The 25,717-nt window shown below is 71.2% G+C and carries 24 protein-coding genes and 1 pseudogene; 7 read left to right on the forward strand and 18 right to left on the reverse strand.

Features of this window, described 5'->3' with window-relative positions; translation table 11 throughout:
* Together N798_RS18310 and N798_RS03980 are read left to right on the forward strand one after the other, a co-directional pair.
* Window positions 1–472: hypothetical protein (locus N798_RS18310; RefSeq protein ID WP_035946447.1), on the forward strand; the 472-nt coding region annotated here is incomplete at its 5' end.
* A 10-nt stretch (window positions 473–482) separates the two neighbouring features.
* Window positions 483–1,424, forward strand: a complete 942-nt coding sequence (locus N798_RS03980; RefSeq protein ID WP_052116891.1) for an aminoglycoside phosphotransferase family protein — start codon at window positions 483–485, stop codon at window positions 1,422–1,424.
* 28 nt (window positions 1,425–1,452) lie between these two features.
* Here N798_RS03980 and N798_RS03985 read toward each other — a convergent pair whose 3' ends face one another.
* Together N798_RS03985 and N798_RS03990 are read right to left on the reverse strand one after the other, a co-directional pair.
* Entirely contained in the window at window positions 1,453–2,136 is a 684-nt protein-coding gene (locus N798_RS03985) for a response regulator (RefSeq protein WP_035946448.1), read from the reverse strand.
* A complete protein-coding gene (locus tag N798_RS03990) occupies window positions 2,129–3,712 on the reverse strand; it encodes a sensor histidine kinase (protein ID WP_229708705.1) in 1,584 nt (527 codons plus the stop codon). Before N798_RS03990 ends, N798_RS03985 begins: the two co-directional genes overlap by 8 nt.
* A gap of 193 nt (window positions 3,713–3,905) precedes the next feature.
* Here N798_RS03990 and N798_RS03995 point away from each other — a divergent pair, with 193 nt between their 5' ends.
* Window positions 3,906–5,279, forward strand: a complete 1,374-nt coding sequence (locus tag N798_RS03995; protein ID WP_035946450.1) for a cation:dicarboxylate symporter family transporter — start codon at window positions 3,906–3,908, stop codon at window positions 5,277–5,279.
* Between the two features lie 287 nt (window positions 5,280–5,566).
* On the opposite strand, the gene N798_RS04000 is transcribed toward N798_RS03995, so the two are convergent.
* Window positions 5,567–6,766 (reverse strand): McrC family protein, encoded by a 1,200-nt coding sequence (locus tag N798_RS04000; RefSeq protein WP_035946451.1) that lies wholly within the window; start codon window positions 6,764–6,766, stop codon window positions 5,567–5,569.
* A 5-nt stretch (window positions 6,767–6,771) separates the two neighbouring features.
* Window positions 6,772–9,525, reverse strand: coding sequence for an AAA family ATPase (locus N798_RS17205; protein ID WP_052116892.1), 2,754 nt, complete (start codon window positions 9,523–9,525; stop codon window positions 6,772–6,774).
* Window positions 9,526–9,750: 225 nt separating this feature from the next.
* Here N798_RS17205 and N798_RS04010 point away from each other — a divergent pair, with 225 nt between their 5' ends.
* Window positions 9,751–11,748 (forward strand): thioredoxin domain-containing protein, encoded by a 1,998-nt coding sequence (locus tag N798_RS04010; RefSeq protein ID WP_035946453.1) that lies wholly within the window; start codon window positions 9,751–9,753, stop codon window positions 11,746–11,748.
* Here N798_RS04010 and N798_RS04015 read toward each other — a convergent pair.
* The 4 genes from N798_RS04015 to N798_RS04030 are packed head-to-tail and all read right to left on the reverse strand — an operon-like array spanning window position 11,732 to window position 15,401.
* Complete coding sequence (locus tag N798_RS04015; RefSeq protein WP_084100084.1) at window positions 11,732–12,577, reverse strand: PhzF family phenazine biosynthesis protein; 846 nt, start codon at window positions 12,575–12,577, stop codon at window positions 11,732–11,734. The two genes, N798_RS04010 and N798_RS04015, sit on opposite strands and share 17 nt — an antisense overlap.
* Before the next feature lie 24 nt (window positions 12,578–12,601).
* Window positions 12,602–13,414 (reverse strand): FAD:protein FMN transferase, encoded by an 813-nt coding sequence (locus N798_RS04020; protein ID WP_229708703.1) that lies wholly within the window; start codon window positions 13,412–13,414, stop codon window positions 12,602–12,604.
* Window positions 13,411–13,962 carry an FMN-binding protein gene (locus N798_RS04025; protein WP_035946455.1) on the reverse strand — a complete coding sequence of 184 codons (552 nt, stop codon included), beginning with the start codon at window positions 13,960–13,962 and terminating at the stop codon, window positions 13,411–13,413. Before N798_RS04025 ends, N798_RS04020 begins: the two co-directional genes overlap by 4 nt.
* Window positions 13,963–13,994: 32 nt before the next feature.
* On the reverse strand, window positions 13,995–15,401 hold the full coding sequence (locus N798_RS04030; protein WP_035946457.1) for a ferredoxin reductase family protein: 1,407 nt from the start codon (window positions 15,399–15,401) through the stop codon (window positions 13,995–13,997).
* A gap of 77 nt (window positions 15,402–15,478) precedes the next feature.
* Here N798_RS04030 and N798_RS04035 point away from each other — a divergent pair, with 77 nt between their 5' ends.
* A complete protein-coding gene (locus N798_RS04035; protein ID WP_035946458.1) occupies window positions 15,479–17,401 on the forward strand; it encodes an alpha-amylase family protein in 1,923 nt (640 codons plus the stop codon).
* Here the strand turns inward: N798_RS04035 and N798_RS04040 are convergent.
* From N798_RS04040 to N798_RS04060, 5 genes are all read right to left on the reverse strand, one after another.
* Window positions 17,376–18,068 (reverse strand): nucleoside/nucleotide kinase family protein, encoded by a 693-nt coding sequence (locus N798_RS04040; RefSeq protein WP_084100086.1) that lies wholly within the window; start codon window positions 18,066–18,068, stop codon window positions 17,376–17,378. The two genes, N798_RS04035 and N798_RS04040, sit on opposite strands and share 26 nt — an antisense overlap.
* Before the next feature lies 1 nt (window position 18,069).
* Window positions 18,070–18,861, reverse strand: a complete 792-nt coding sequence (locus N798_RS04045; RefSeq protein ID WP_035946459.1) for a TSUP family transporter — start codon at window positions 18,859–18,861, stop codon at window positions 18,070–18,072.
* A 7-nt stretch (window positions 18,862–18,868) separates the two neighbouring features.
* Entirely contained in the window at window positions 18,869–19,630 is a 762-nt protein-coding gene (locus N798_RS04050) for an HAD family hydrolase (protein ID WP_035946461.1), read from the reverse strand.
* Window positions 19,627–21,444: a proline--tRNA ligase gene (locus N798_RS04055; RefSeq protein ID WP_084100101.1), complete on the reverse strand. Its 1,818-nt coding sequence runs from the start codon at window positions 21,442–21,444 to the stop codon at window positions 19,627–19,629. The genes N798_RS04050 and N798_RS04055 overlap by 4 nt, the downstream gene beginning before the upstream one ends.
* Before the next feature lie 149 nt (window positions 21,445–21,593).
* Window positions 21,594–22,013: a CBS domain-containing protein gene (locus N798_RS04060; protein ID WP_035946463.1), complete on the reverse strand. Its 420-nt coding sequence runs from the start codon at window positions 22,011–22,013 to the stop codon at window positions 21,594–21,596.
* Between the two features lie 194 nt (window positions 22,014–22,207).
* Between N798_RS04060 and N798_RS18910 the strand changes: the two genes are divergently transcribed.
* Window positions 22,208–22,738 (forward strand): MGMT family protein, encoded by a 531-nt coding sequence (locus tag N798_RS18910; RefSeq protein ID WP_084100088.1) that lies wholly within the window; start codon window positions 22,208–22,210, stop codon window positions 22,736–22,738.
* 34 nt (window positions 22,739–22,772) lie between these two features.
* Here the strand turns inward: N798_RS18910 and N798_RS04070 are convergent.
* The 4 genes and pseudogenes from N798_RS04070 to N798_RS18865 all read right to left on the reverse strand — a co-directional run.
* A pseudogene (locus tag N798_RS04070) lies at window positions 22,773–23,219 on the reverse strand (SRPBCC family protein); the annotation flags it as partial.
* A gap of 61 nt (window positions 23,220–23,280) precedes the next feature.
* On the reverse strand, window positions 23,281–23,682 hold the full coding sequence (locus N798_RS04075; RefSeq protein ID WP_035946465.1) for a DoxX family protein: 402 nt from the start codon (window positions 23,680–23,682) through the stop codon (window positions 23,281–23,283).
* Window positions 23,683–23,752: 70 nt separating this feature from the next.
* A complete protein-coding gene (locus tag N798_RS04080) occupies window positions 23,753–24,046 on the reverse strand; it encodes an Rv0909 family putative TA system antitoxin (protein WP_052116893.1) in 294 nt (97 codons plus the stop codon).
* 172 nt (window positions 24,047–24,218) lie between these two features.
* The gene (locus N798_RS18865) at window positions 24,219–24,350 is read right to left on the reverse strand and encodes a hypothetical protein (RefSeq protein WP_268234568.1); all 132 of its coding nucleotides are present in this window, start codon (window positions 24,348–24,350) and stop codon (window positions 24,219–24,221) included.
* Window positions 24,351–24,371: 21 nt separating this feature from the next.
* Here N798_RS18865 and N798_RS18630 point away from each other — a divergent pair, with 21 nt between their 5' ends.
* The gene (locus N798_RS18630) at window positions 24,372–24,614 is read left to right on the forward strand and encodes a hypothetical protein (RefSeq protein WP_229708696.1); all 243 of its coding nucleotides are present in this window, start codon (window positions 24,372–24,374) and stop codon (window positions 24,612–24,614) included.
* A gap of 42 nt (window positions 24,615–24,656) precedes the next feature.
* On the opposite strand, the gene N798_RS04090 is transcribed toward N798_RS18630, so the two are convergent.
* A complete protein-coding gene (locus N798_RS04090) occupies window positions 24,657–25,565 on the reverse strand; it encodes a hypothetical protein (RefSeq protein ID WP_035946466.1) in 909 nt (302 codons plus the stop codon).
* Window positions 25,566–25,717: the final 152 nt, after the last annotated feature.

Genomic DNA, 25,717 nt, shown 5'->3' on the forward strand with positions numbered 1-25,717 from the left:
CCCGAGCGCGTCGGCGAGCCCATCGGCCACGGGGTCGAGCGGGCCGGCCGTCCCGCCGTCGTGGTCGAGCCCCGTCGCGCTCGTCCCCCTCGTCGTCGCCACCCGCCGGGCGACCTGGCTCCTCGAGGTCGCCGCCGCGCGCTCCCCGAAGGCGGTGCGCTCCGCGTGGCTGCGCGACATCACCGCGCTGCAGGCCCTCACCTCCGACCTCGTCGACGCCACCGGACCGTCCGCGCCCGAACCGGACCTCGGGCAGACGCTCCCCCGGCCGGTGACCACAGCCGCCGAGGCCGCGACGCTCGCGACCGAGGCGTTGACGACCCTGCTCACCGCGATGGGCGCCGCGCTGCGACCGGCGATCGACGCCGACCCCGAGGCCGCGTTCGCCGCCCTGCCCGGCTGGCTCGGCACGGTCGCGGCGGTGGCGCACCAGCACGGCATACGGCTCACGGCGTTCCCGGGTCTCGCGTGAGGGGATTCGCGTGAGCGAGACGTCCGCGCGGGAGCCGCTCGCCCCGCTCGACCCGCGCGCCCCGGCCGAGTGGCGCACGTGGATGAGCCGGCTGCCGGCCGAGGGTGGCCCGACGGGAGCCGACTGGGTCGCGACCGTCGACCGGCTCGCCCGCGAGTGCCTGGAGGCGTGGGACCTCGAGGTGACGGGCGCGCCGATGACCGGCTGGACGGCGGTCGTCCACCCCGTCGTGCGACGCGGCGGCGAGGGCGGCCCGCTCGTCCTCAAGGTCGGCTGGCCACACGTCGAGTCGGCCCAGGAGCACCTCGCGCTGCGGGCGTGGGACGGGCACGGTGCGGTGCGGCTCGTCGCCGCGGACCCGTCACGCGGTGCATTGCTCCTCGAACGGCTCGACTCGGGCCGCGACCTCGACCCCGTCGACATCGAGGACGCCTGCACCGTCGTGGGCGGGCTCTACCGCGAGCTGCACGTGCCCGCGCCACCGACGATCCGGACGCTCACGGCATACCTCGACCCCTATCTCACCCAGCTGCGCCAGCGCACCGACCTGCCGCGACGAGTCGTCACCCGCGTCACGGGACTGGCCCGTGAGCTGCTCGCCGAGCCCGGGCCGAGGGTGCTGCTGCACACGGACCTGCACTTCCAGAACGTCCTCGCTGCCGACCGGGCGCCGTGGCTCGCCATCGACCCGAAGCCGCTCGCCGGACCTGCGGCATACGAGCTGCATCCGTTGCTGCGCAACCGGATCGAGGAGATGGGCACGGGCTCGTCACTGCGCTGGTCGGTGCGGCAGCGGCTCGAGCTGGCATGCGACGCGGGCGGCGTCGACGAGGAGCTGGGGCGGCTGTGGTGCATCGTCCGGTGCGGCGTCGAGATCCTCTGGGCGGCGGTCGACGGGGACGACACCGAGCTGTCGAAGAACCTCACGCTGCTCAAGGCGCTCGAGGACTGAGCCGGACGGCGTCACCGGGCACCCCGGGTCAGCTGCGCCAGCCGTACTCCACCTCGGGGCGTCCGGCGCCGGAGTAGCGCGAGCGCCGTGTGGCGACACCGCTCTCGTGGAGGTGCTCGAGAAAGCGCCGCGCGGTCACCCTGCTGACCCCCAGCTCGCCGGCGACCTCGCTGGCGGACAGCGCCGACGGCGACTCCCGCAGCGTCGAGATGACCCGGCCGAGCAGCTCCTCGGACATCCCCTTGGGCAGGCTCACCGGGCGGGTCGGGCGGGCGGCGGCGAAGACCTGGTCGACCTCCGCCTGGCTGCCGACCTCGGCGGCGGCGACGTGCGTCGCGCGGTAGTCGAGGTAGGCCGAGAGCCGGTCGCGCAGGGTGCCGAAGGCGAACGGCTTGAGGACGTACTGGACGACGCCGAGCGAGACCGCCGACCGCATGATGTCGAGGTCGCGCGCGGAGCTCACCGCGATGACGTCGGCGCCGTGACCGGCCGCGCGCATCGCCCGCACCACCTCGAGCCCGTGCCGGTCCGGCAGGTTCATGTCGAGCAGGACGACGTCGACCTCGGTGCCCTGGAGCGCCCGCAGCGCCTCCTGGCCCGTCGACGCCACGGCGACGACGACGAACCCCGGCACGCGGCCGACGTAGGTGGCGTGCGCCTCGGCGGCGACCGGCTCGTCCTCGACGACGAGGACGCGCAGCGGGTCAGGCACGGGACTCCTCCTCGCGGGGCACGAGCGGCAGGCTCACGACGAAGCGCGCACCAGGCGGGCCCGTCACGTCGAGGGTCCCACCGAGCCGGTCGATCGTCTGGGCGACGAGCGCGAGACCGATGCCGCGCCGGCCCGCACGGCCTTCACCCTTGGTGCTGAACCCGCGCCGGACGACGGCGTCGACCCCCGCCTCGGGCAGCCCCGGACCGGAGTCGGAGACCTCGAGGACGAGGTGGTCGTCGTCGACGCGGGCGTCGACCTCGACCCGGCGCTCCGACCCGGGTGGCAGGCTCGCCACGGCGTCGAAGGCGTTGTCGATGAGGTTGCCGGCGATCGTCACGACGTCGCGCACGGGCACGGCGCCGGTCGGCCACTGCGCACCGGGCGCGATGCGCAGGTCGATGCCCCGCTCGCTCGCCTGGGCGCTCTTGCCGACGAGGAGGGCGGCGAGGGCGGGCTCGGTGTCGGCCGCGACGACGTCGTCGGTGAGCTGCTGGGTCACGGCGAGCTCGTCGGTGGCGAAGTCGAGCGCGCGCTCCACGTGGCCGAGCTCGATGAGCGAGACGATCGTGTGGATCCGGTTGGCCGACTCGTGCGCCTGCGAGCGCAGCGCCTCGGTGACGCCGCGCGCGGAGTCGAGCTCACCGGTGAGGTGCTCGAGGTCGGTGCGGTCGCGCAGGGTCGCGACGGTGCCGAGCCGGCGACCCTCCCACATCGCGGGGGCGGTGCCGAGGACGAGGACCCGGGCGTCGGTGACGTGGAGCTCGTCCTCGCGCCGCTCGCCGTCGGAGAGCGCGGCCGTGAGCCCCGGGCTGAGGCCGAGGTCCGCGAGGGGCCGGCCGCTCGCCCCGTCGGGGAGCCCGAGCAGACGGACCGCCTCGTCGTTGGCGAGCTGGAGCCGGCCGTCCTGGTCGACGAGGAGGAGGCCTTCGGTGACGGCGTGGAGGACGGCGTCGTAGTACTCGTACATCTCGCGCAGCTGCTCCTCGCCGAGCCCGAGCGTCTGGCGGCGGGTGCGCCGCGAGACGAGTCCGGTGCCGAGGCCGGAGAGCAGCGCGGCCGCGGCGCCGGCGAGGAGGAGACCGGGCAGCTGCTCGCTCACCGCGCGCGACAGGGCGGTGCGCCGGATGCCGACCGACACGAGCCCGACGACCGTCCCGGCGTCGGACTGGACGGGCACGACGACCCGGCGGGAGGGACCGAGGGTGCCGGTGTAGTCCTCGACGACCTCACCACCGCGCACGGCCGCGTCGATGTGGCCGAGAAACTTCTGACCGACCTGCGACGGGTCGGGGTGCGAGTAGCGCACGCCCGCGGTCGTCATGACGACGACGAAGTCGGTGCCGGTCCCGCGGCGCACGTCCTCGGCGTAGTCCTGCACGGCCGCGGTCGGGGTGGCCGACGCGAGCGCGTCGACGACGGCCGGGGTCGAGGCGACGGTGCGGGCCACGGACATGGCCCGGCTCGTCGCCTCCTGCGTCTGGGCGCGTCGGGCCTGCACGTAGGCAGCGGCGAGCCCGACGGTGACGACGAGCAGCGCGACCCCGACCTGGAGGACGAACGTCTGGGTCGCCACGCTCCACCGCGCCGGCGAGCGCGGGGAGCTCACCCGGCCCGCCGGCATACGGGACAGGGGTGCGCGCGGGGCAGCTCGCGCACGGCCCCGCGGAACTCAATGAACACAACGGTGACCCTAGCCAGTCGCGACACCAGAATCGGGGTCGCCCAGACCCGGGACCACCCCGGGCCCGCCCACCCAGGAGAAACCCGTGACCGACAACGTCGTCGACCGGCCCGTGCGCCGGGACCGCACGCACTGGCTCTACATCGCCGTCATCATCGCCATGGTCCTCGGCATCGCCGTCGGGATCATCGCCCCGGACTTCGGCGTCAAGCTCAAGTGGCTCGGCACCGCGTTCGTGGACCTCATCAAGATGATGATCAGCCCGATCATCTTCTGCACGATCGTCCTCGGCATCGGCTCGGTCCGTCGCGCCGCGCAGGTCGGCAAGGTGGGTGGGCTCGCCCTCGGCTACTTCCTCACGATGTCGACCGTGGCCCTGGCCGTGGGTCTGCTCGTCGGCAACATCGTCAAGCCCGGCGCCGGGCTCAACCTCACCGACGAGCTCGCGGCGAGCGGCCAGAAGGCCGTCGGCGAGGAGCACGAGACGACCGTCGACTTCATCCTCGGGCTCATCCCCGACACCCTCGTCTCGGCGCTCACCGCCGGCTCGGTGCTCCAGACGCTGCTCGTCGCCCTGCTCGTCGGCTTCGCGCTCCAGAAGATGGGCCGCGCGGGCGAGCCGATCCTCGGCGGCATCCGTCACCTCGAGCGGCTCGTCTTCCGCCTCATGGCGATGATTATGTATGCCGCACCCATCGGTGCGTTCGGAGCCATGGCTGCCGTCGTGGGCGCCACGGGCTGGCAGGCGCTCAAGTCGCTCGCGCTCATCATGGTCGCGTTCTACGTGACGTGCTTCCTCTTCGTCTTCGTCATCCTCGGGGCGCTGCTCAAGGCCGTCACCGGCATCAACGTCTTCGCGCTCCTCAAGTACCTCTCGCGCGAGTTCCTCCTCATCCTCTCGACGTCGTCGTCGGAGTCGGCCCTCCCCCGCCTCATCGCCAAGATGGAGCACGCCGGCGTCTCCCGCCCGGTCGTCGGCATCACGGTCCCGACGGGCTACTCGTTCAACCTCGACGGCACGGCGATCTACCTGACGATGGCCTCGCTGTTCATCGCCGAGGCGCTCGACAAGCCGTTCTCGATCGGTGAGCAGGTCTCGCTGCTGCTCTTCATGATCATCGCGTCCAAGGGCGCCGCCGGTGTCACCGGCGCCGGGCTCGCGACCCTGGCCGGCGGCCTCCAGTCGCACCGCCCCGACCTCGTCGACGGCGTCGGCTTCATCGTCGGCATCGACCGCATGATGAGCGAGGCGCGGGCCCTGACGAACTTCGCGGGCAACTCGATCGCGACGGTGCTCATCGGGCACTGGGTCGGCGAGCTGGACCGACCGAAGCTCGACCGGGTTCTCGCCGGCGACGACCCGTTCGACGAGGCGTCGATGCTCGACGACCACGACGACGAGGGTGCCGAGCGAGACCTCGTCGGCGACCCGCAGTCGCAGACCGTCGGTCGTCACTGACCCCCTCCGTCTGGAAGGCCCGGATTCCCGATGTCGGGGATCCGGGCCTTTCCTGGTGCTAGTGGGCCCGGGTCGCCGACACCACGCGGGAGCGGACAGGTGTCATTTGGGTTGAGAGCCAATAGGTGTTTCGAAGTACCTATCGGTTCTCCACCCGAACCGACCCACGCGACACGCTGCCAGCGCCTCATCGTGGTCCGGCAAGCGGCACAGCGTCAGGTTTGGGAATCGGCTCCCCCTCGAACTACCCCGTTGTTGAGGTTTGCTCGAGAAGACCTATACGAGAACTAAGCTCCGACTCGCGTCGCGGTCGCAACCGGACTGGCCTTTGCGATCGTGTCAGCGAGCGCCGCGATCTCTTGTTCGACGTGTTCGGGCGGGCCGCCTAGGTCGACAGATCGAAGCACCAACTTCTTGGCGGCGTTCCTCACAGTCACGACACTATGGTCCGTATCGTCCTGACGCCTGCAATAGATCAACATCCCTTCGGACAGGTCCATCGCCGTTGCATACGCCAGGAGCTGGTAGTAGTCCCCACTGCGGCCGCGTGCATCCGTTGCCAGCTTGTACTTGACGTCTGCCACGTAGCAGACCTCGCGGCCCGGTTCGCGGAACACGAGGTCCGGTTGCATGGCCACCTGTCGCCCTAGGCCCAGGTGCACAGTGGGCTCGTCGACGACGTTCAGAGTGCCTCGAAGTTCGCGCCGGAGACGCTCGGTAACAAATCTCTGGAACAGGTCATTCATGTCCACCATGAAGGAAGAGGCGGAAGTCGCTCCCCGCACATCAGTGAGTGTGAGGTTCGCGAGCACAAGGCGAGCGAGCCCCAGTGCCGGCGCATAGTGCTGGTTGAGCCTGGTCATCCGAATCATGTCGACTGTGTCGGTTCGGATATCCGTGTCGGACACGCCCTCTAGAGCGACGAGTTGCCGCATGAGGCGCCGCCGCTCTGCGGCGTCCACCCGAGGAACCCGCAGTGCCAGCCGGACGGCCGCCCGTAAAACGCGGTTCTCAATGACGTCCTCCGAGAAGTCGTCGTATGAGCAAGCCACCGGTGTGAGAACTCCCGAGCGTTTGAACTGGCCGACGATGTCCAGCCGGCCACGCAACGCGACGAGCGACTCGTCCCGCGCTTGGTAGGACCGCAGGACTCCGCGGCCGAGGGTGGTCTCGACCGTTCTCGCGAAGAAGGCGATGACTGATGGCAGCAGGTCGGAGGTGACGTCGTAGTCGAAGGCTTCCTTGCGCCACGCGCTCGGCGGGAGTCCTGGCTCGAGCAGCAAGAAGAGGTTCTCCGGGTTGATCTTGGGACGGATGAGCAGTTCTATCCCGTCCACCACGAGTGAGCCCACGTACGACGTGGCCGTGACGCGCCAAAGACCTGCCGGGGCCGGAGTGACGTCAACGAAGCCTGTTCGTTGGATGGCCTCCGCCTGTGTGCGCGTCAGCTCAAGCTCCGACCAGCCGTACTCCGAGAGGACAGGCACGATTGTCAGCCCCCAGCCTCGTCGGATGCCGGCTCCGCGGTGATCGACTCTGGAGCCAGATCGCTGAAGCGGCCCCAAACCTGCGCGAACCGGAAGCGGTCGATGCGTGGGGCGTCGCCGAAGAACTGATCTTCGATAAACGGCTCGATGTCGTACTCCCAGATCCGCCGGAGCACGTCTTTGTCGAGGCCGGGCCTCATGAAGTGGCTCGGTCCAAGTTGCAGATGAGGGCCTCCGAGCTCCTGCTCAAGCTCGTCATTGACCTGGGCCACCAACTCGCCGACCCACGCTGGCTCTCCCTCGCGCTTGAGCCAACGATCTAGGAGGCCCGCCATCGGGCCGTGATTCGGAAAGAACGGTACGAAATGGAAGCGGCGCCGCAGAGCCGCGTCGACCAACGCGATCGAACGGTCCGCGGTGTTCATGGTGCCGATGAACCAGATGTCCTTGGACAGTTCGAACGGGTCGTCGGGACGGTAGAGGGTGCGCACCGGAGTGTTGCGGTATTCGAAGAGGAACAGCATCTCGCCGAGAACCTTCGGCAGGTTGGCGCGGTTGATCTCGTCGATGATCATGAGGTGGCGTCGTCCCGGCGCGTCACTTGCCCGCGCAGCCAGTTCCGCGAGCGGTCCACGCTGCAAGCGGTACGACATGACGCCTTCCGCGTCGGTCTCGGGTCGATAACCCTCGAAGAAGTCCTCGTAGGAGGTGGACGGGTGAAACTGAACGACGGGCCGGCGCTCAGCATCCGGTACCAGCGCCTCAGCCAACTTGCGAGCGAAGTAGGTCTTTCCGGTACCGGGCGGCCCGTAGAAGACCACCTGGCGCTTGTCCTCCAGTAGCGCGACCACATCATCGATGAAGGCCCGATCGACAAGAGCTTCCTCAGCCAATTCATCGAGGGGATCAGCTGTCGGTTGGGGTTCATGGCCCTCCCCCCGCTCGGCGTACCAGTAAAGGAACGCGCCGACGCCGAGGGCATCCCCCGGGAAATAGCGATCGAGTCGGGCGCGCAATGCGTCGTTAGATGCGACTTGCCGCTCGCCTATCGAGGTGGCTTCTGGTGCGCTGATACCCAAAAGTTTGAGCATCCGCAGCTTCCCTTTCGGGCCCGTGTACGGGTACACGGTGATGAACTGCTCAGGGTGGGTGATGGCCAGCATTTTCATGATGACCGACTCGCCGAGACCCTTGACTCGGAGGGAGTCCTCGTCAAGGACCCGATCGATACGAGTCGCGGGAGAGTCATCGCCCCAGCAGAGGTAGCGGAACGTCTCGATGATCCGGTGGTACTCGGCTTCGTCGGCATCACGCAGGCTGGTGTTGAGGATCGACATGGGTCCGGTACCGCCGTATCCGCCGGCGTTCCAGATGCGTCGTAGGTCGACCCGGTCAACGATCGCGAGATCGTCAGGGTCGAGGAGCTTGGCGAAGTCTCGCCGGGTCGCCTTGTCATGCTCGTGGCCGGGCGTCGGATACCCGGTCGATTCTCTGAACTCGGCAACGATGGGGGCGAGATCGTCATCTCGGTCGATGATCTCGGTGTCGCCGTTAAGTTCTGCAATCAGCGGTGCAACATCGCGCGCCGTCTGGAGCACCTGATTGACAGCGTCCAGCGACCCGAGCGCCTCGCGGCCGAACCAGCGCGCGTAGATCACCTCGCCAGATCCGCCCCCGATGAAGCCGACGTCCTTGCCGATTCGTGATCCGCCGCTGGCAAGGACCTCGTAGCCGGGCAGCGGGTGGCTCTCCAGGAGCTTGAGGACGCGCTCGGTGCCTCCGGCATCTCCGTCCGGATAAGGGCGAAGCCCAATTGCAAGTCCGCGCCCATTGAGCCAGACACGGACGGCGAGGCCATAGCTGGTGGGGACCCGCCAGTCGACCCAGAGGTCGCCACGCGGCCACACCCCATCCCACATCAAAGCAGGCTTGTTCCACTTGAGCGTGCGACCGGCCGACTCGGCGACTCGGGCTTCGAGGGATGCGCCGATGTGGTGCGCCACGGCGACCAGAGCGCGCGCGTTCGCTCGGTACTGCTCGGGGTCGTCATGCGCTTTGTTCGCACCCTCGCGAAGAGCCGCCCGGTCGCAAAGGACCTCGTCGATGACCACGGGCTGGGTGTCGGCCCACCAGGCTGCCACCTGCTCGAAGCGGATCGGATCGCCGTCGAGATCCATCGCGTGGCGGTACAGCGCGGCATAGCGGACACCTTGGTCGTCGTAGTCCGCGGTTCCGGTGCAATAGTCCAAGTAGAGGGTCGACTTGGGCCACGCCACAGGCCATGCCTTCGGATCATCGAGGCCCCAATAATACGACGCGACGAACGGCGCACGTTTGGGGCTGGGATGCGCACCTACTCGAATTGACTCCAAGTGGTCAGCGAGGAGTCGGACTTTACGCATCGCGTCGTCCAGGTCTGTTGGCGTCGTCAGCGCATCCAGCAAAACACTGACCGCGGCGTCCGGATCGGGTGAGATCTTGTTGATCTGGTTGATGATCATTTGGCCGGCGGCGCCAGCAAACCCGGACGTGAAGGTCCGCACCCACTTGTCAGTCCCCGCTTGGAAGGCGCTCAGGTCGCGGGACTTGCGCAGCGCGGCGAGGAACGGACGCGCCTCATCCGCATGTGGGGCGATGTTTGTGTCACGCCATGGGACGTAACTTTTGTCTACTCCCGCCGCGAATCGCTGGACGTGCGCCTCGTGCCACCTTCGCTGGAACTCCCGCTCCTGGACCTCGACATCCTCGTGGTGGGTCATGTCGCTCCCGTTCTCTCGCCTCGGGGGGAGCGTAGCGATGACCCGCAACCTTGGCAGGCCTGCGCAGGAATGGGCGCAACCCGTCACGGCATCCCAGTCGCGGGGTCGCCCCGAGTCGATGACCTATGGGTGTTTTGGAGTACCCATCGGCTATCGACCAACACCGGCCTATGTAACGGCGCCCCTCGCCTCTTCCTCGTCCGGGGAGCGGCATACGGTGCAAGCATGGCGAACCGACTCGCGACGTCGACCTCCCCCTACCTCCTCCAGCATGCCGACAACCCGGTCGACTGGTGGGAGTGGGGGGATGACGCCTTCGCCGAGGCACGCCGGCGCGACCTGCCCATCCTGCTATCGGTCGGCTACGCCGCCTGCCACTGGTGCCACGTCATGGCGCACGAGTCGTTCGAGGACGAGCACGTCGCCGATGTCGTCAACGCCGGGTTCGTCGCCGTCAAGGTCGACCGCGAGGAGCGTCCGGACGTCGACGCGGTCTACATGAACGCGACGACCTCGCTCACCGGCCACGGCGGCTGGCCGATGACGTGCGTCCTCACCCCCGACGGCGACCCCTTCTTCGCCGGGACCTACTTCCCGCGCGAGCAGTTCCTCAGCCTGCTCGCCAACGTCTCCCGCGTGTGGTCCGAGCAGCGCGCCGACGTCCTCGCCTCCGGCGCGCACATCGCCGCCCGCCTGCGTGAGGTCACCGCGCCCGGGCCGTCCGCGCCCATCACCCGCGAGACGACCTCGTATGCCGTCCGCGCCCTCCGCGGTCACTACGACCTCACGCGGGGCGGCTTCGGTGGTGCACCGAAGTTCCCGCCCTCAATGGTGCTCGAGTTCCTCCTGCGCCACCACGCCGCCACCGGCGACGCCGATGCCCTCGCCATGGCGCGCGGCACGTGCGAGGCGATGGCGCGCGGCGGCATCCACGACCAGCTCGCCGGCGGCTTCGCCCGGTATGCCGTCGACGCCGACTGGGTCGTCCCCCACTTCGAGAAGATGCTCTACGACAACGCCCAGCTGCTGCGCGTCTACGCCCATTTGTGGAGGGCCACAGGCGAGCCTCTCTGGCACCGGATCGCCTCTGGCACAGCGGACTTCATCATGCGCGACCTCGGCACGGCGCAGGGCGGCTTCGCCTCGGCGCTCGATGCCGACACCGTCGTCGACGGCGTCTCGGTCGAGGGGGCGACCTATGCCTGGACCCCGGCACAGCTCGTCGACGTCCTCGGTGAGGAGGACGGACGCCGGGCCGCGCGGCTGCTCTCGGTGACCGAGCGGGGCACCTTCGAGCACGGCTCCTCGACGTTGCAGCTGCGCGAGGACCCCGACGACGAGGCGTGGTGGGCCGACGTGCGCGCCCGCCTGCTCGCGGCCCGCGCGGCCCGGCCGCAGCCGGCCCGCGACGACAAGGTCGTCACGTCGTGGAACGGGCTGGCGATCGCCGGGCTCGCCGACGCTGGCGTCCTGCTCGGCCGGCCGGACCTGCTCGACGCAGCGACGCGGTGCGCGCGCTTCGTCGTCGACTCCCACCTCGTCGACGGACGGCTGCGACGCGCGTCGCGGGACGGCGTCGTCGGCGCCGCCGCCGGGGTGGCCGACGACCACGGCAACCTCGCCGAGGGCCTGCTCGCGCTGCACCAGGCGACGGGCGAGCCGGAGTGGCTGGTCGTCGCCGGCGACGTCCTCGACGTCGCCCTGGCCCACTTCCGCGACGCCGACGGGGCGGTGCACGACACCGCCGACGACGCCGAGCAGCTCTTCACCCGTCCCCGCAGCCAGGGCGACAACGCCGAGCCGAGCGGGCTCTCCTCGCTCGCGGGCGCGTGGCTCACCCTCGCCGCCCTCACCGGCTCGACGACCCACCGCGAGGCCGCGGAGTCGGCCCTCGCCGCGGCCGGGCCCCTCGCCGAGCGCGACCCCCGCTTCGCCGGCTGGAGCCTCGCGGTCGCCGAGGCCGCGCTGGCCGGCCCGCTCCAGGTCGCGCTCGTCGGCGAGGGTCCCGCCGCCGACGAGATGCTCGCCGTCGCGCGGTGGAGCACCTCTCCCGGGCTCGTCCTCGCGCACGGCGCTCCGGACTCCCCCGGCCGCCCGCTGCTCGAGGCGAGGCCGCTCGTGGGAGGTGGGCCGACGGCATACGTGTGCCGTGGGTTCGTCTGCGACGCACCCGTGACCGACGTCGAGGACCTGCGAGTGGCCCTCGTCAGGCCTGGAGAGTGACGCGCCCCTCGATGCGGGTCACCGCGTCACCGGAGACCCAGACCTCGCCGTCGGCGGCCTCGACGTGCACGCGGCCCCCGCGGCCGATAACCGAGCCCTGCCGCGCGACATAGGAGTCGGGCAGGGCTCCGGTGCCGACCAGCCACTGGGCGAGGCCCGCGTTGGCGCTGCCCGTGACCGGGTCCTCGGCGAACTCGTTGCCATCGGCATAGAAGGCGCGCACCTCCACGTCCGCGCCCACCTCGGCCGCCGTCGCGTCGTCCCACCGCCCGAGCAGGCAGACCTTGAGGTCGGTGAAGGCCGCGAGGTCTGGCACGACATCGACCACCGCCGACGCGGCGCCGAGGTCGACGCCCACCCAGCCGGGCCCGTTGTCGACCCAGGCCATGTCGTCGACCGTCGACGCGTCGAGCCGCAGCCCGCGCAGGATGCGTGCCCGGTGGTCGTCTTCGACGGGACCGGAGCGACGCAGCGGCGGTGCCGCGAACCCGAGCCTCGGTGAGCGCCGCACGTCCACGAGCCCCGCGCCGCACTCCTGCACGACGACGTCGCCCTGCGGCTCACCCCCGGCCTCGAGCCAGGCGTGCGCGCTCCCGATCGTCGGGTGGCCCGCGAAGGGCAGCTCGCCGCCCGTCGTCCAGATGCGCACGCGGTAGTCCGCGCGCGGGTCGGTCGGCGCGCAGAGGAACGTCGTCTCGGACAGGTTGGTCCAGCGTGCGAACGCCGCCATCTGCGCGTCGGTCACCCCGTCGGCGTCGTGGACCACCGCGAGCGGGTTGCCGAGCCACGGCTCGGAGGAGAAGACGTCGACCTGGCGGAAGGGCAGCACCGGCCCATCCCAGCACACGTCCGGTCAGAGCAGGACGAGCCGGTATGCCGGGTCGCGGGCTTCCAGCAGGCGTCCCGCCCGCGCGGGGTCGACGAAGGCGGCGGTCGCCCAGACGTCGGCCCACAGGAGGTCCGGGCCGACGACGGTCGCGGAGCCGGGCCGGTTGACGCCGGCGCCGGTGCGCGGGTCCACGATGTGCGCGCCCCGCGCCGCCGCGCCCGAGGTAGCGACGGCCCCACGGCACAGGGTGACGACGTCGGCGATCCGGCCACGGACCCGGGGGTCCTCGATGCCGATGCGCCACTGCGGCGCCGGTCCGTCCCATCCGCGGCCGGTGCCGACGACGACGTCGCCCCCGGCGCCGACGCTGAAGGCGATGCCGGGCACCTCCTCGAGGTGGGCCGCGGCCGCCGAGACCGCCCAGCCCTTGACGAGCCCGGTCGGGTCGAAGGTCGGCCGGCCGCCGTCGCGGCTGCGCCAGGCGCGGAACAGCCCGTCGGTCCGGTCCTCGGCCTCGAGGCACAGCTCGGTGACCTCGGCGACCCACGGGTGGGCGGCGTCGGCGTCGAGCTCGCCGTGCTGGAGCCGGAGCAGGTCGCTGTCGGCGCGCCAGGTGCTCAGCGTGCGGTCGACCCGTCGCAGGTGCGAGTGCACGTGCTCGCTCGCCGCGTCAAGGACCGGGTCGTCGGGGTCCGTCGTGCGGACGTGGATGCTCACCGCGGTGCCCATGACGTCGTGGACGAAGACTCGTCGCGACGGTCCGGGCGGCGGGGGCGGCTGCTGGGCCGGCTGCTGCCCGTGCCGCGACGCACGGAGAGGGATCTCGAGGGTGCTCACAGCCCCGCCTGGTCGAGCGCGGACTGCAGCGACTGGATGTAGCCCTCGGACGTGAAGGTCGCGCCCGAGACCATGTCGATGTCGGCGCTCTGCGCGGAGACGGCCTCCTCGTTGAGGATCGGCACGGCCCGCGAGTTGATCTCCTGGTCCTTGTGGTCGCGCCACGGCACCTGCGTGACGTCGACGGCGGTGACCTTGCCGTCGGCCACCGTGATCTGGACCTGGACGTCGCCGTAGCGCGTCGAGACCGCGTCGCCGGTGACGGTCGTGGATCCCGAGGAGCTGGAGGCGCCGGCGGAGCCGGAGGACCCCGACGAGTCCGAACCCGATGAACCGGAGGTCGACGAGTCGGACGAGCTCGAGCCCGACGAGCCGGACCCGGACGACCCGGACGACCCGCTCGACCCGGACCCGCCGGCGGCGACGACCCCGTCGTTCGCTGCGGCGACGGCACTCGTCGTCGTGCCCGCGGAGGTGGACGTGTGGTAGCTGAAGAGGAGCACGAGCATCGTCACCGTGCTCGCGGCCCACATGGTGATGCGGCGCATGGTTCGTCTCCGGTTCGGTGTCGAGGTGGGGGTCAGTAGCTGAAGCGTTCGAGGTGGACGTGCTCGTCGGGCACGCCGGCCTCGACGGCGGCGGCACGAGCGGCCTCCATCCAGGCCGGGCTCCCGCAGAGGTAGACGTCGTGCTCGGCGACGTCGGGGACGAGGTCGCGCAGGGCGTCGGCGTCCGTGAGGTGCGACGCCTGGGCCGGCAGCCAGGTCGGGCGGCCGGGGATGCGTGGGCCCGCGACGACGACGTGCCGGGCACCCTTCGCGGCCGCGAGCGCGGAGATCTCGTCGCCGAGGACGGCCGCACCCCGGTCCCGCACCCGCTGCACGACGGTGACGTCGCCGGGCGCCGCGTCGAGCTCCTCGAGCAGGGCCCGCATCGGGGTGATGCCGATGCCCGCGCCCATGAGCAGCACCTTGCGCCTCGTGCGAACGCCCTCGTGGAGCCGTCCGTAGGGACCCTCGAGCAGGACGCGCGTCCCCGGCCGCAGGGTCGCGAGCCGCCGGGTGCCGTCACCGACGTGCGCGGCGGTGAACCGGAGCGAGGTGCCGTCGGGCGCCGCCGACAGCGAGTAGGGGTGCGCCCGCGTCCAGCCCGGCCCGTCGAGGAAGCGCCACTGGAAGAACTGCCCGCCGCGCGCCCGCAGCCGAGCGACGCCCGGGCCGGTGACGGTCACCGTCGTCACGTCGTGGGCGTCGTGGCGGACCTCGGCGACCCGCAGCGGTGAGCGCAGCGAGCGGACGAGAGGCACGCCCACCCGGAAGACGAGCACGGAACCCGCGGCGACGGCATACAGGGTCCACCAGAACCACGTCGAGACGGGCGACGCGGTGAAGTCGCGACCGGTCCACAGCTGGTGCGGCAGGGCGAGGCCCGCGCCGAGGTAGCCGTAGAGGTGGATGAGGTGCCACGACTCGTAGCGGAGGCGGGCGCGGGCCCGCTTCACCGAGGTGACGACGACCATGACGAGCGCCGCAGTCCCGGCGACCGCGAGCAGCATGCCCGGGTAGCTGACGACGAGGTCCCACACGGTGCCCCACAGCCCGAGGTCGGAGGACGCCGCGTAGCCCAGGACGATGAGCACGATGTGGCCGAGCATGAGGGTGAACGAGGCGAACCCGACGAGGCGGTGGGTGCGCGCGAGGCGGTCCTGGCCCCAGGCCTGCTCGACCCACGGCAGGCGCGCCATGAGCAGCACCTGGACGAGCAGGAGGGCCGAGGCGAGCAGCCCGGTCAGCCGGCCGAGCGAGGTGAGCCCGTCCGCGAGCCCGGTGAGGTCGTGGAGCCCGCCGTGGAGGACCCAGAGGGAGGTCACCCAGACGAGCAGCGCCCAGAGGGCGAGCCCGGAGGACTCCCGCCACCAGCCGGGGACGGGTGCGGCGCCGGGGGCGCGCCGGCTGTCGACGACGCGGGGGCGGGGAAGTGCGGTCATGGTTCGAGGGTGGTGGCGCCGCCTGTGGCCCTGCTGTGGGCGAGCACTGCGCGCGCAGTGAGTCAGACGGGTCCACAATGGCGCTCGTGACGACGTCCCCGCCGCCTCCCGTCGACCTCGCCGGAGTCGCGCCCGAGCTGCGCGAGATGTTCATGCTGCGCCTGGAGCGCTGGTGGCCCGACCTCCACGACGCGCTCGTCTCGCTGCACGGCACCGGCGCCATTCCCCTCGCCGAGGAGCTCGTCTCCCTTGCGGCACAGGCGTTCCGGGACCGCTCCCCCGCCCTGCGACGCCGCGACCTTCAGCGCATCCTGCGTCCCGACTGGCTCCAGGACCCGTCGATGATCGGGTATGCCGCCTACACCGAGCGGTTCGCGGGGAACCTTCGCGGGGTGGTCGAGGAGATCCCGTACCTGCGAGACCTCGGGGTGACCTACCTCCACCTCATGCCGCTGCTCCAGCCGCGCGAGGGCGACAACGACGGCGGCTACGCCGTCGCCGACTACCGCGCCGTCCGTCCGGACCTCGGCGACATGGACGACCTCTCGGACCTCGCCGCCGCGCTGCACGAGGAGGGCGTGAGCCTCGTGCTCGACCTCGTCCTCAACCACGTGGCACGCGAGCACGACTGGGCCGCGCGAGCGCGAGCCGGCGAGCCGGCATACCGGGACTACTTCCACGTCTTCCCCGACCGGACGCTGCCCGACGCCTACGAGCGCACGCTGCCCGAGGTCTTCCCCGACTTCGCGCCCGGCAGCTTCACGTGGGACGACGAGCTCGACGGCTGGGTGTGGACGACGTTCAACGAGTGGCAGTGGGACCTCAACTGGGCCAACCCGGCCGTCCTGCGCGAGTTCGCCGCGATCATCCTCGAGCTCGCCAACCGCGGCGTCGACGTCTTCCGGCTCGACGCGATCGCGTTCATGTGGAAGCGGATGGGCACCGACTGCCAGGGCGAGCCGGAGGTGCACGCGATCACGCAGGCGCTGCGTGCCGTGACCCGGATCGCCTGTCCCGCAGTGGCCTTCAAGGCCGAGGCGATCGTCGCGCCGAGCAAGCTGCTCGCCTACCTCGGGCAGGGTCGCTACTCCGGCAAGGTGAGCGACCTCGCCTACCACAACAGCCTCATGGTGCAGGTCTGGTCGATGCTCGCGATGAAGGACGTCCGGCTCGCCGCCCACGCCCTCGACCGGCTGCCGACGAAGCCGACGACGTCGACCTGGCTCACCTACCTGCGGTGCCACGACGACATCGGCTGGGCGATCCAGGACGAGGACGCGGCGGCGGTCGGCCTCGACGGCCACGCGCACCGGCGGTTCCTCACCCGGTGGTACGCCGGCGACGAGTGGGGATCGAACGCCGACGGCCTCGTCTTCCAGTACAACCCCGAGACCGACGACGGGCGCACGAGCGGCACGGCGGCCAGCCTCGTCGGCCTCTCGACGGCACGCACCGACGAGGAGCGCGACCTCGCGGCGCGGGCGCTGCGCCTCGGTCACGCCGTCGTCCTCGGCTGGGGCGGCATCCCGGTCATCTGGAGTGGTGACGAGCTCGGCCAGCCCAACGACCCCGACTGGGCCGACGAGCCCGGGCACGAGGACGACAACCGGTGGGCGCACCGGCCGCGCCTCGACCGCGAGCGCCACGACGCGCGGCACGACCCGACCGCGACCGCGGCCCGCGTCTTCGAGGACCTGCGCGAGCTCGTCCGCGCCCGCGCATCGCTCCCCCACCTCCACGGCAGCATCGAGTCGCGGGTCGGTCCGGTCGACGACCCCGGCGTCCTCGTCACCGTGCGAGAGCACCCGCTCGGGCGCTTCGTCGCGCTGCACAACGTCACGCCGACGTGGCGACGGTGGCCGGGCCACCGCGCCCACGAGCTCGGGGTCGACGCGTCGAGCGACGCCATCACCGGCGCGTCCCTGCGCTGGGACGGCGGTGACGTCGTGCTCGAGCCCTACGCCGTCCTCTGGCTCACGACCCCGGTCGCCGAGAGCTGACGACGACGCCGTCGAGGAGCACGACGTCCGCGCGGGCCTCGCCCTCGGCGACCGCGCGGGCGTTGGCCTCGTCGGAGCGCAGCACCCATGCGGTCGCGTCCGCGACCTCGCGACCGGTCTCGACGTGGCGGGCGATGAGCCGCTCGACACGGGCGTCCGGGGCGAGCGCACACCACCAGACCTCGTCGAGCAGCTCCGGCACAGCACCCCAGCCACCGTCGTCGAGCAGGAGGTAGTTGCCCTCGGTGACGACGAGGTCGGCATCGACCGGCACGACGAGCGAGTCCGGCACCGGCTCGCCGACGACGTGGTCGAAGCTCGGCGCGGTGACGACCGCGCGCGGCTCGGTGCGCACGGCGGCGAGCAGGCCGGCATACGCGCTCGCGTCGAAGGTGTCCGGCGCGCCCTTGCGGTCGCGCCTGCCGAGCGCGTCGAGCTCGGCGTTCGTGAGGTGGAAGCCGTCCATGGGCACGTGCGCGACCCGCCCGGACAGGCGTGGGTATGCCGTCACGGCCGTGAGCAGCCGCGTCACCAGGGTCGTCTTGCCGGCTCCGGGGGGGCCGGCGATGCCGAGCACGGCGCGACGCGGGGCCACGCTGTCGACGAGGTCGGCGAGGCGGTCGAGCAGGTCCTCGACCTGCTGCTCCGACGGGTTGTCACCAGTCACGTCACCAGACACCGAGCACCTGCCCTCCGATTCGGATGATGAACGCCGCCACGACGACGACGAAGACGACGCGCACGAAGCCGCTCCCGCGGGAGACAGCCGTGCGGGCACCGACGTATCCACCGAGGAGGTTGGCCGCGGCCATGACGGCGCCGACCTTCCACATGACGTGGCCGCCGGGGGCGAAGACCGTGAGCGCACCGAGGTTGGTCGCGAAGTTCGCGATCTTGGCCTTGGCGCTCGCCTCGAGGAAGGCGTAGCCCATGAGACCGACGAGCGCGAAGACCATGAACGAGCCTGTGCCCGGCCCGAGGGCGCCGTCGTAGATGCCGATGACGAAGCCGACGACCATCGCGACGACGGTGTGGCGGGTGCCGTCCCAGCGCAGCGCTGTGCTCGTGCCGAGCGAGGGCTTGAAGAGCGTGTAGGCGCCGACCGCGACGAGCATGACGAGGATGATCGGGTTGAACGCCGACTTCGGGATGTGCAGCCCGATGAGCGCGCCGCCGATGGCACCGAGGTAGGCGACGCCCGCCATGGGCAGGGCGGTGCGCAGGTCCGGTCTCACCCGCCGCCAGTAGGTCGTGGCGCTGGCGACCGTGCCCGCGATCGAGCCGATCTTGTTGGTCGCGAGGACCTGGGCCGGCGTCGCGCCCGGGAAGCCGAGGAGCAGCGCCGGGATCTGGATGAGGCCTCCCCCGCCGACGACCGCGTCGATCCAGCCCGCGACGAACCCGGCGAGGGCCATGAGCGCGAGCGTGGTGAGGCCGACGTCGCCGAGCGCCTCGCTCATGCGGCGGTCATGACCCTGACCAGCCGTCGACGATGTCGAGGACGTCGAGCAGCTCGTGCGCGACGGCGTCGGGCGTGACCTCGACGGCGACCTGCTGGTCGACGGGGATGTCGGAGTGCGGAATCCAGATGGCGCGCATCCCGACCTGCTGCGGGCCGTGGACGTCCTCGAACGGACGGTCCCCGACGTAGGCCGCGGCCTCCGGGTCGACGCCGACCGCCTCACACGCGGCGAGGAAGGCGTCGGCGTGCGGCTTCACGACGTGGATCTCCGAGGAGTAGACGTCGGCGTCGAGCAGGTGGAGCACGCCGTCGCGCTCGAAGACCTCGCGGTGATAGTCGCGCGACCAGATCGTGTTGGAGAGGACGCCGATGCGGATTCCCCTCTCGCGCAGGCCTTCCCAGACCGGGCGCACCTGCTCGTCGGTGTGGGTGTGCGGCTCCCAGAAGCCGCGGTAGGCCGCGAGCGCGAGGTGGTGGCGGTCGTGCTGGGGGTCGACACCGGCGTCGTCGAGGATCTCCTCGAGGGTCGCGCTCGAGTGGTCGCTACGGCCCCGCTTCCACGCCCGGTCCTCCGCCTCGAGGATGCGCAGGGCGAGCGAGTCGGCCTCGGCGAGCTCGTCGGCGGGCATCTCGCTCGCGTCGACGGGGATGCCGTGGACCTGGCGGGCGTAGACCCGCCACTGCTGCGGCAGGTCGACGTCGTGCCAGGGCGTGAGCGTCCCGCCCCAGTCGAAGATCACGGCCTCGATGGGGCGGGACCCGCTCATGCCTGGGCCTCGGCGGGCGCGCCCTCGCCGGCGACCGCGGCCCCGCCGCGGACCTCGCGCACGACCTCGTCGACGATCGCCTCGACGGCGACCTCGCGGCGCTCGCCGGTGCGGCGGTCCTTGATCTCGACGACGCCGTTCTCGAGCGACTTGCCGACGACGACGATGGTCGGGACGCCGATGAGCTCGGAGTCCTTGAACTTCACGCCGGGGCTGACCTTCTCACGGTCGTCGTAGATGACCTCGAGTCCCTGGGCCTCGAGGGCAGCGGTGAGCTCGTCGGCCTTCTCGAAGACCTCCCCGTCACGCTCGCGGTTCTTGCCGGTCGCGACGACGTGGACGTCGGCGGGCGCGACGTTGCGCGGCCAGCACAGCCCGGCCTCGTCGAGGTTGCCCTCGGCGATCGCAGCCACGGCGCGCGAGACGCCGATGCCGTAGGAGCCCATCGTCACCGTGACGAGCTTGCCGTTCTCGTCGAGCACCTTGAGGTCGAGCGCGTCGGCGAACTTGCGGCCGAGCTGGAAGATGTGACCCATCTCGATGCCGCGCGCGGTGTGCAGGACGCCGTCGCCGTCGGGGCTCGGGTCGCCCTCGCGCACCTCGGCGGCCTGGATCGTGCCGTCGGCGGTGAAGTCGCGGCCGTGGACGAGGTCGAGGACGTGCTTGCCGTGCTCGTCGGCGCCGGTGACCCACGCGGACCCCTCGGCGATGGACGGGTCGAGCAGGTAGCGGATGCCGGACGAGCGCTCCTCGCCGAGGACGCCGGGGCCGATGTAGCCCTTGGCGAGCACCGGGTTGGCCGCGAAGTCCTTCTCCTCGAAGGCCTCGACCTCGGCCGGCGACACCTGCGCCTCGAGCCGCCTGGCGTCGACCTCGCGGTCGCCGGGCACGCCGATGGCGAGCGGCTCACGCGTCCCGTCCGGGTGGACGAGCATGACGATGACGTTCTTGAGCGTGTCGGCGGCCGTCCACTCGCGACCGTCCTCGCGCGCGTGGTTCGCGTTGAGCGAGGCCACGAGCGTCTCGATCGTCGGGGTGTCGGGGGTGTCCTCGACGTGCGCCGCCGGGACCCCGGAGGCGTCGACCGGCGCGGCCTGGGGCACGACGACGGCCTCGACGTTCGCGGCATACGAACCGCTGTCGTTGCGCACGAAGGTGTCCTCGCCGATCGGGCTCACGGCGAGGAACTCCTCGCTCGCCGAGCCGCCCATCGCGCCGGACATCGCGGCGACGATGACGTACTCGAACCCGAGCCGGTCGAAGATCCGGACGTAGGCCTCGCGGTGCGCGTCGTAGGACGCCTGCAGCCCCTCGTCGCTCACATCGAACGAGTACGAGTCCTTCATGATGAACTCGCGCCCGCGCAGCAGCCCGGCCCGCGGACGTGCCTCGTCGCGGTACTTGTTCTGGATCTGGTAGAGGCTGAGCGGCAGCTCCTTGTAGGAGCTGAACATGTCCTTGACGGCGAGGGTGAACATCTCCTCGTGCGTCGGCCCGAGCAGGTAGTCGACACCCTTGCGGTCCTTGAGCCGGAAGATGTTGTCGCCGTACTCGGTCCAACGGTTCGTCGCCTCGTAGGGCTCACGCGGCAGCAGCGCCGGGAAGGTCAGCTCCTGCGCGCCGATCGCGTCCATCTCCTCGCGGACGATCGCCTCGACCCGGCGCAGCACCTTGAGCCCGAGCGGCAGCCACGTGTAGATGCCGGGGGCTGCGCGACGGACGTATCCGGCGCGCACGAGGAGCCGGTGACCGGGCAGCTCGGCGTCGGCCGGGTCCTCGCGCAGGGTTCGCAGGAACAGCGAGGACATGCGCATGGCCACAGGGAGTCTCCAGGTGTCGGTCGGGGGGAACCCGCCAAGGATAACGACGCCCCCGTATGCCGTTCACTCCGATTCCGCGTACCTCGCCCGGGCGGTCGGCACGGACCGTCCCGGGCGAGGTGCACGACCGGCCTCCGCGGTCGTCAGGGCCGGGCGAACACCTTCTCCACGAACGTGCTGAGCTGCGCGTCGTCGAGGTGCCTCGCGAGGTCGGCCTCGCTGATCATGCCGACCAGGCGGTGGTCCGAGATGACCGGCAGGCGCTTGATCTGCTCGCGCCCCATCATCTCGACGATGTCGGTCATGTCGGTGTCCGCGTCGACCCAGGTGACCTTGCCCTGGGCGAGCTCGGCAGCCGTGCAGCTGCTCGGGTCCATGCCCTCCGCGATGCACTTGATGACGATGTCGCGGTCGGTGATGATCCCGTGCAGCTTCTCGTCGTTGCCGCAGATCGGCAGGGACCCGACGCCCATGTCGCGCATCATCCGCGCGGCCTCGTCGAGGGTCTGGTTCTCGCGGATGCACTGCGTGCCCGCGTGCATCACGTCTCGAGCCGTCGCCATGGTGAACCTCCTCGGTGGTGGGGACTTCCGGGGCGGCGCACTGGGCGGTCGGGTGACGAGGCCGCGTCCGGCGCGTCGTCGCCTCCCACTCTGCTCGCGTCGGCGGGGCGGCACAAGATCACCGGAGCCGCCGCTCGGCCGACGGCGAGTGCCACCTCTGCGGGACCGGCCCGAGATCGCCCTAGGCTGGCGACATGGCGAGCGAGCTGACGATCGAACGGGTCCTCACCCTGGTCGAGCTCGTCCCCCGGGGTCGTGTCGTCAGCTACGGCGACCTCGCGAAGATCGTCGGCATCGGCCCGCGCGAGGTCGGGTCGTTCATGTCCCGTCACAGCGACGGCCTTTCGTGGTGGCGCGTGACCAATGCCGCCGGCGACCTGCCACGAGACCTCCTCGACCGCGCGCGGCCGCACTGGGCCGACGAGGGGATCCTCGTCAAGCGCAACGGGCTCGGGTGCCGGATCGCCGACTACCGCGCGGACCTCGACGCCCTCGCGACGGCATACCGGCTCCGCATCGCCGACACGCTCGCGCGCATGGGCACGGAGATCCCGCACACGAGCAACCCGGCCTCGCGTGCGCTCACCGCGGCGGGACTCACGACGCTCGAGGAGCTGAGCGAGTGGCGCCGGGCCGACGTGCTGGCGCTGCACGGGATGGGGCCGAAGGCGCTCGGCATGCTCGACGGGGCGCTGCGCGAGGCGGGCCTGGGCTGGAAGGCGTGAGCGTCGGCGCGGCCCCTTGGCCGGCTCGACGGCGTCAGCCGGCGGGACGTGACTCGGCTGCGGCCTTGAGCCGTGCGAGGCCCTTCTCGAAGTCCTTGCCGACGAGCTTCTCGGTCGGCATGACCTTGGCGAGGAGCGCGGCGAGCCCGGTGTTGTTGCCCCGCATCACCCAGTCCACCTTCGTGCCGTCGCCGGCGGGCGTGAGCACGAACTCGATGTCGTTGTCGGCCTTGAACGGCTTGAGGAAGCGCAGGTCGATGGCGATGCGCTCGGGGGTCGAGCCGGTGATCTCCATCGAGCCCTCGCCGGCCTTGCGGTTGCCCTGCCACTCGTAGCGGGCGCCGACACCCGAGTCGGCACCGGAGTAGGCGCGGCGCAGGTCGGGGTCCACGTCCTCCCACGGTGACCACTTCTCCCACTCGTGGAAGTCGTCGACGAGTGCGTGGACCACCGCCGGCGGGGCGTCGATGGTCGTGCTGCGGCGGAACTCGAAGGCGGCCGTGGCGACAGGGTAGGCCGTGGGCGGCCCCGGGCGTGGACGGTCAGAGACGACCGGCCGCCCGCAGCGCCGTGCGGATCATCGGCCACTGCATCGGCAGCCTCGCCACGGTGCCGGCGAGGAACGCCTTCGAGCCGGTGTCCTGCTTGCGCTGCGCACGCTTCGCGTGGTTGGCGGTCATCTGGACGTTGGCCGGGAAGACGGCGACGAGCAGCGCGGCGCTCGCGAGCCCGGCGACCTTGCGGGTGCGCGAGTGGAGCAGGCCGAGCGCGCAGGCGATCTCGGCGGCGCCGCTCACGTAGACGAGGGCGCGCTTGCGCGGCAGCACGTGCGGCACGATCCCCTCGAAGACCTGGGGGCGCACGAGGTGCGTCGTGCCCGAGGTGAGGAAGAGGGTGGCGAGGCCCACGGTGGCCTTGTCGAGCGGCGGGGTCGTCTGCGGCATACGGGCCAGCATCGCAGAACGCGCCCCGGCTGCCGGGGCAGCGGGGGCGCGTTCCAGGTGCGACCATCGGTCAGGCCGGCGGCGGGGGCGGCGGGGTCGTCCCGTCGGTGCGCGGGCCGACCGCGTCGTGCGGGGTGGTCGTGGGCCCGGCCACCGGTCGGGCCGAGGAGATGCCGAGCCCGGCACGCAGGGCGTTGCCGCCCTTGCCGACGTGGCCGGCGTACTTCGGGCTCACCTTCTTGCTCACCGTCGACTCGACCTTGCCGATGGCCGACGAGACGGACTCGGGGTTCTTCTGGGCGTAGTCACGGGCCTGCTTGGCGAGGCCGGCGAGGGCGGCGAGCTTGATGACGCCACGAGCCATGGGTCCTCCTGAGGTTGGGGATGGTCCTGTGAGGGGCAACTCGTCAGCCTGCCGCAGGGTTCCCGCCCATGGGGTCTCGGGGCTTGACCAACTCCTGAGGCGTTCCTGACACGTTGCTGACCGGGGCCTTGCCGACGCCTTCCTAGCGTCGAAGGTGCTGGCTTCGACTGACTCACGCGCAGGCCACCGCGAAGCTCTCTGCCGCCGGCATCACGTGGTCGTCGTCGGGCGGGTGCAGCAACCGCACCCTCTCGACGTGCACGTCGTTCGACCAGGTCAACTCGACGACGATCGACGGCGTCATCACCCTCAAGCGCGCCAGCGGGTGCGCCGTAACGTGACCGGCGGCACCGAGACCGGGCACGCCTCGGGGACCCACAGCCACTGGTACGGCTACAAGGTCGACATCTCGCTCTACTCGTGCGTGAGCAGCTACATCACGAACACCTTCGCGTATGCCGGTACCCGCAGTGACGGTGCCGCGCTCCACCGCTTGGGGGCCGGCAACCTCCATGCCAAGGAGGGCAGCCACTGGGACATCCTCTACTACAACTGCGGCGGCTGCTGACCCCTCGCTCGTCGCTCCCGGTCCTCACGAACGGGGGACATGTCACGCACATGTGAGGACCGGGAGGCCGAGGCCCCGCGCCACCTGATGCATGAAGCGGTCCGGTTCCAGCCGAAGCCCGAGGAGGGGGATGCGAAGCACCCGCGTCGACCCGAGGGCCACCTCGTTGGCCCTGAGCGCGTCGTCGGTCGGGTTGAGCCCCAGCAGGTGGTGGCCACCGTCGATCTCGACGACGAGCCCGTCCCACTCGGCGTCGAGGTAGACCCGTCCGGAGGGGCCGGACCGGAGGCTCTGTCGCACGGGTGGCGGCAGGCCGTGGCGGCGGCACCATCCTCCGAAGTCGAGCTCGCCCAGCGAGTGTGCGCCGTCGCAGACATCGGGGATGATCTGGCCGAGGAGCGCGCGACGGGGCGAGCGCCTCACACCGAGCCAGGTGTCGAGCAGCCGCTGGGGCTGGACCAGTCGTTGCTGCACCGGCAGGCAGACCAGCAGCGCCGCCTGTCGGTCGGTGGAGGCCCACTGGGCCGCGTGGATCGTGGCCCACTCCGGAGCCAGGCGCGGCACGCCCGCGCGGATCCACCGCTCGAGCCGTCGACGCTGGTGCGTGGTCACCCCTTCGACGTCGCGCACGGTTGACGACCTCGGCAGGCTGACGTCGACGGTCGACGGGGTGAAGTGGGTCATGCCGTGGGCAACCAGCGCGGCGGGACCATCGAGCACGGCGCCGGGGCCGGACTCCCACACGGCTCGCCACAGATGGCCCACCGGCTCCATCGGAACCTCGAGCACCGCGACGGTGTGCAGCCCCCACGACCACCAGCGCCCGTTGCCGCACTCTGTCCGGACATCGTTGCGGTGCACCCCCGCTGCACGCAGGTCACGGCGGCACACGACTCCGCCGTGCGCCGACGCCAGGCCCACTGCGACCCGCCTTCTCTGATCCTTGTCCATCCGCCGATCGTCGGACGGCGCGTGGCCCGGAGCCACCTGCGGTGTGGTTCCTGTGGACCCCGAGGCCCCAGGCCCTCAGCTGTGGACGACGGGGGTCCTCACGAACGGGGTGCATCTCCCCCGGTTGCGAGGACGCGGGCATCAGCGTGGTT

This window comes from Knoellia flava TL1 (assembly GCF_000768675.1).
GTDB classification, from domain to species: domain Bacteria; phylum Actinomycetota; class Actinomycetes; order Actinomycetales; family Dermatophilaceae; genus Knoellia; species Knoellia flava.

Bases quoted from the DNA above. Each gene is read 5' to 3' on its own strand.
- N798_RS17205 (WP_052116892.1), bottom strand. From the start codon at position 9,525: ATGACCCACCACGAGGATGTCGAGGTCCAGGAGCGGGAGTTCCAGCGA.
- N798_RS04010 (WP_035946453.1), top strand. From the start codon at position 9,751: ATGGCGAACCGACTCGCGACGTCGACCTCCCCCTACCTCCTCCAGCAT.
- N798_RS04025 (WP_035946455.1), bottom strand. From the start codon at position 13,962: ATGCGCCGCATCACCATGTGGGCCGCGAGCACGGTGACGATGCTCGTG.
- N798_RS04030 (WP_035946457.1), bottom strand. From the start codon at position 15,401: ATGACCGCACTTCCCCGCCCCCGCGTCGTCGACAGCCGGCGCGCCCCC.
- N798_RS04035 (WP_035946458.1), top strand. From the start codon at position 15,479: ATGGCGCTCGTGACGACGTCCCCGCCGCCTCCCGTCGACCTCGCCGGA.
- N798_RS04045 (WP_035946459.1), bottom strand. From the start codon at position 18,861: ATGAGCGAGGCGCTCGGCGACGTCGGCCTCACCACGCTCGCGCTCATG.
- N798_RS04050 (WP_035946461.1), bottom strand. From the start codon at position 19,630: ATGAGCGGGTCCCGCCCCATCGAGGCCGTGATCTTCGACTGGGGCGGG.
- N798_RS04055 (WP_084100101.1), bottom strand. From the start codon at position 21,444: ATGCGCATGTCCTCGCTGTTCCTGCGAACCCTGCGCGAGGACCCGGCC.
- N798_RS04060 (WP_035946463.1), bottom strand. From the start codon at position 22,013: ATGGCGACGGCTCGAGACGTGATGCACGCGGGCACGCAGTGCATCCGC.
- N798_RS18910 (WP_084100088.1), top strand. From the start codon at position 22,208: ATGGCGAGCGAGCTGACGATCGAACGGGTCCTCACCCTGGTCGAGCTC.
- N798_RS04075 (WP_035946465.1), bottom strand. From the start codon at position 23,682: ATGCCGCAGACGACCCCGCCGCTCGACAAGGCCACCGTGGGCCTCGCC.
- N798_RS04080 (WP_052116893.1), bottom strand. From the start codon at position 24,046: ATGGCTCGTGGCGTCATCAAGCTCGCCGCCCTCGCCGGCCTCGCCAAG.
- N798_RS18865 (WP_268234568.1), bottom strand. From the start codon at position 24,350: ATGACGCCGTCGATCGTCGTCGAGTTGACCTGGTCGAACGACGTGCAC.
- N798_RS04090 (WP_035946466.1), bottom strand. From the start codon at position 25,565: ATGGACAAGGATCAGAGAAGGCGGGTCGCAGTGGGCCTGGCGTCGGCG.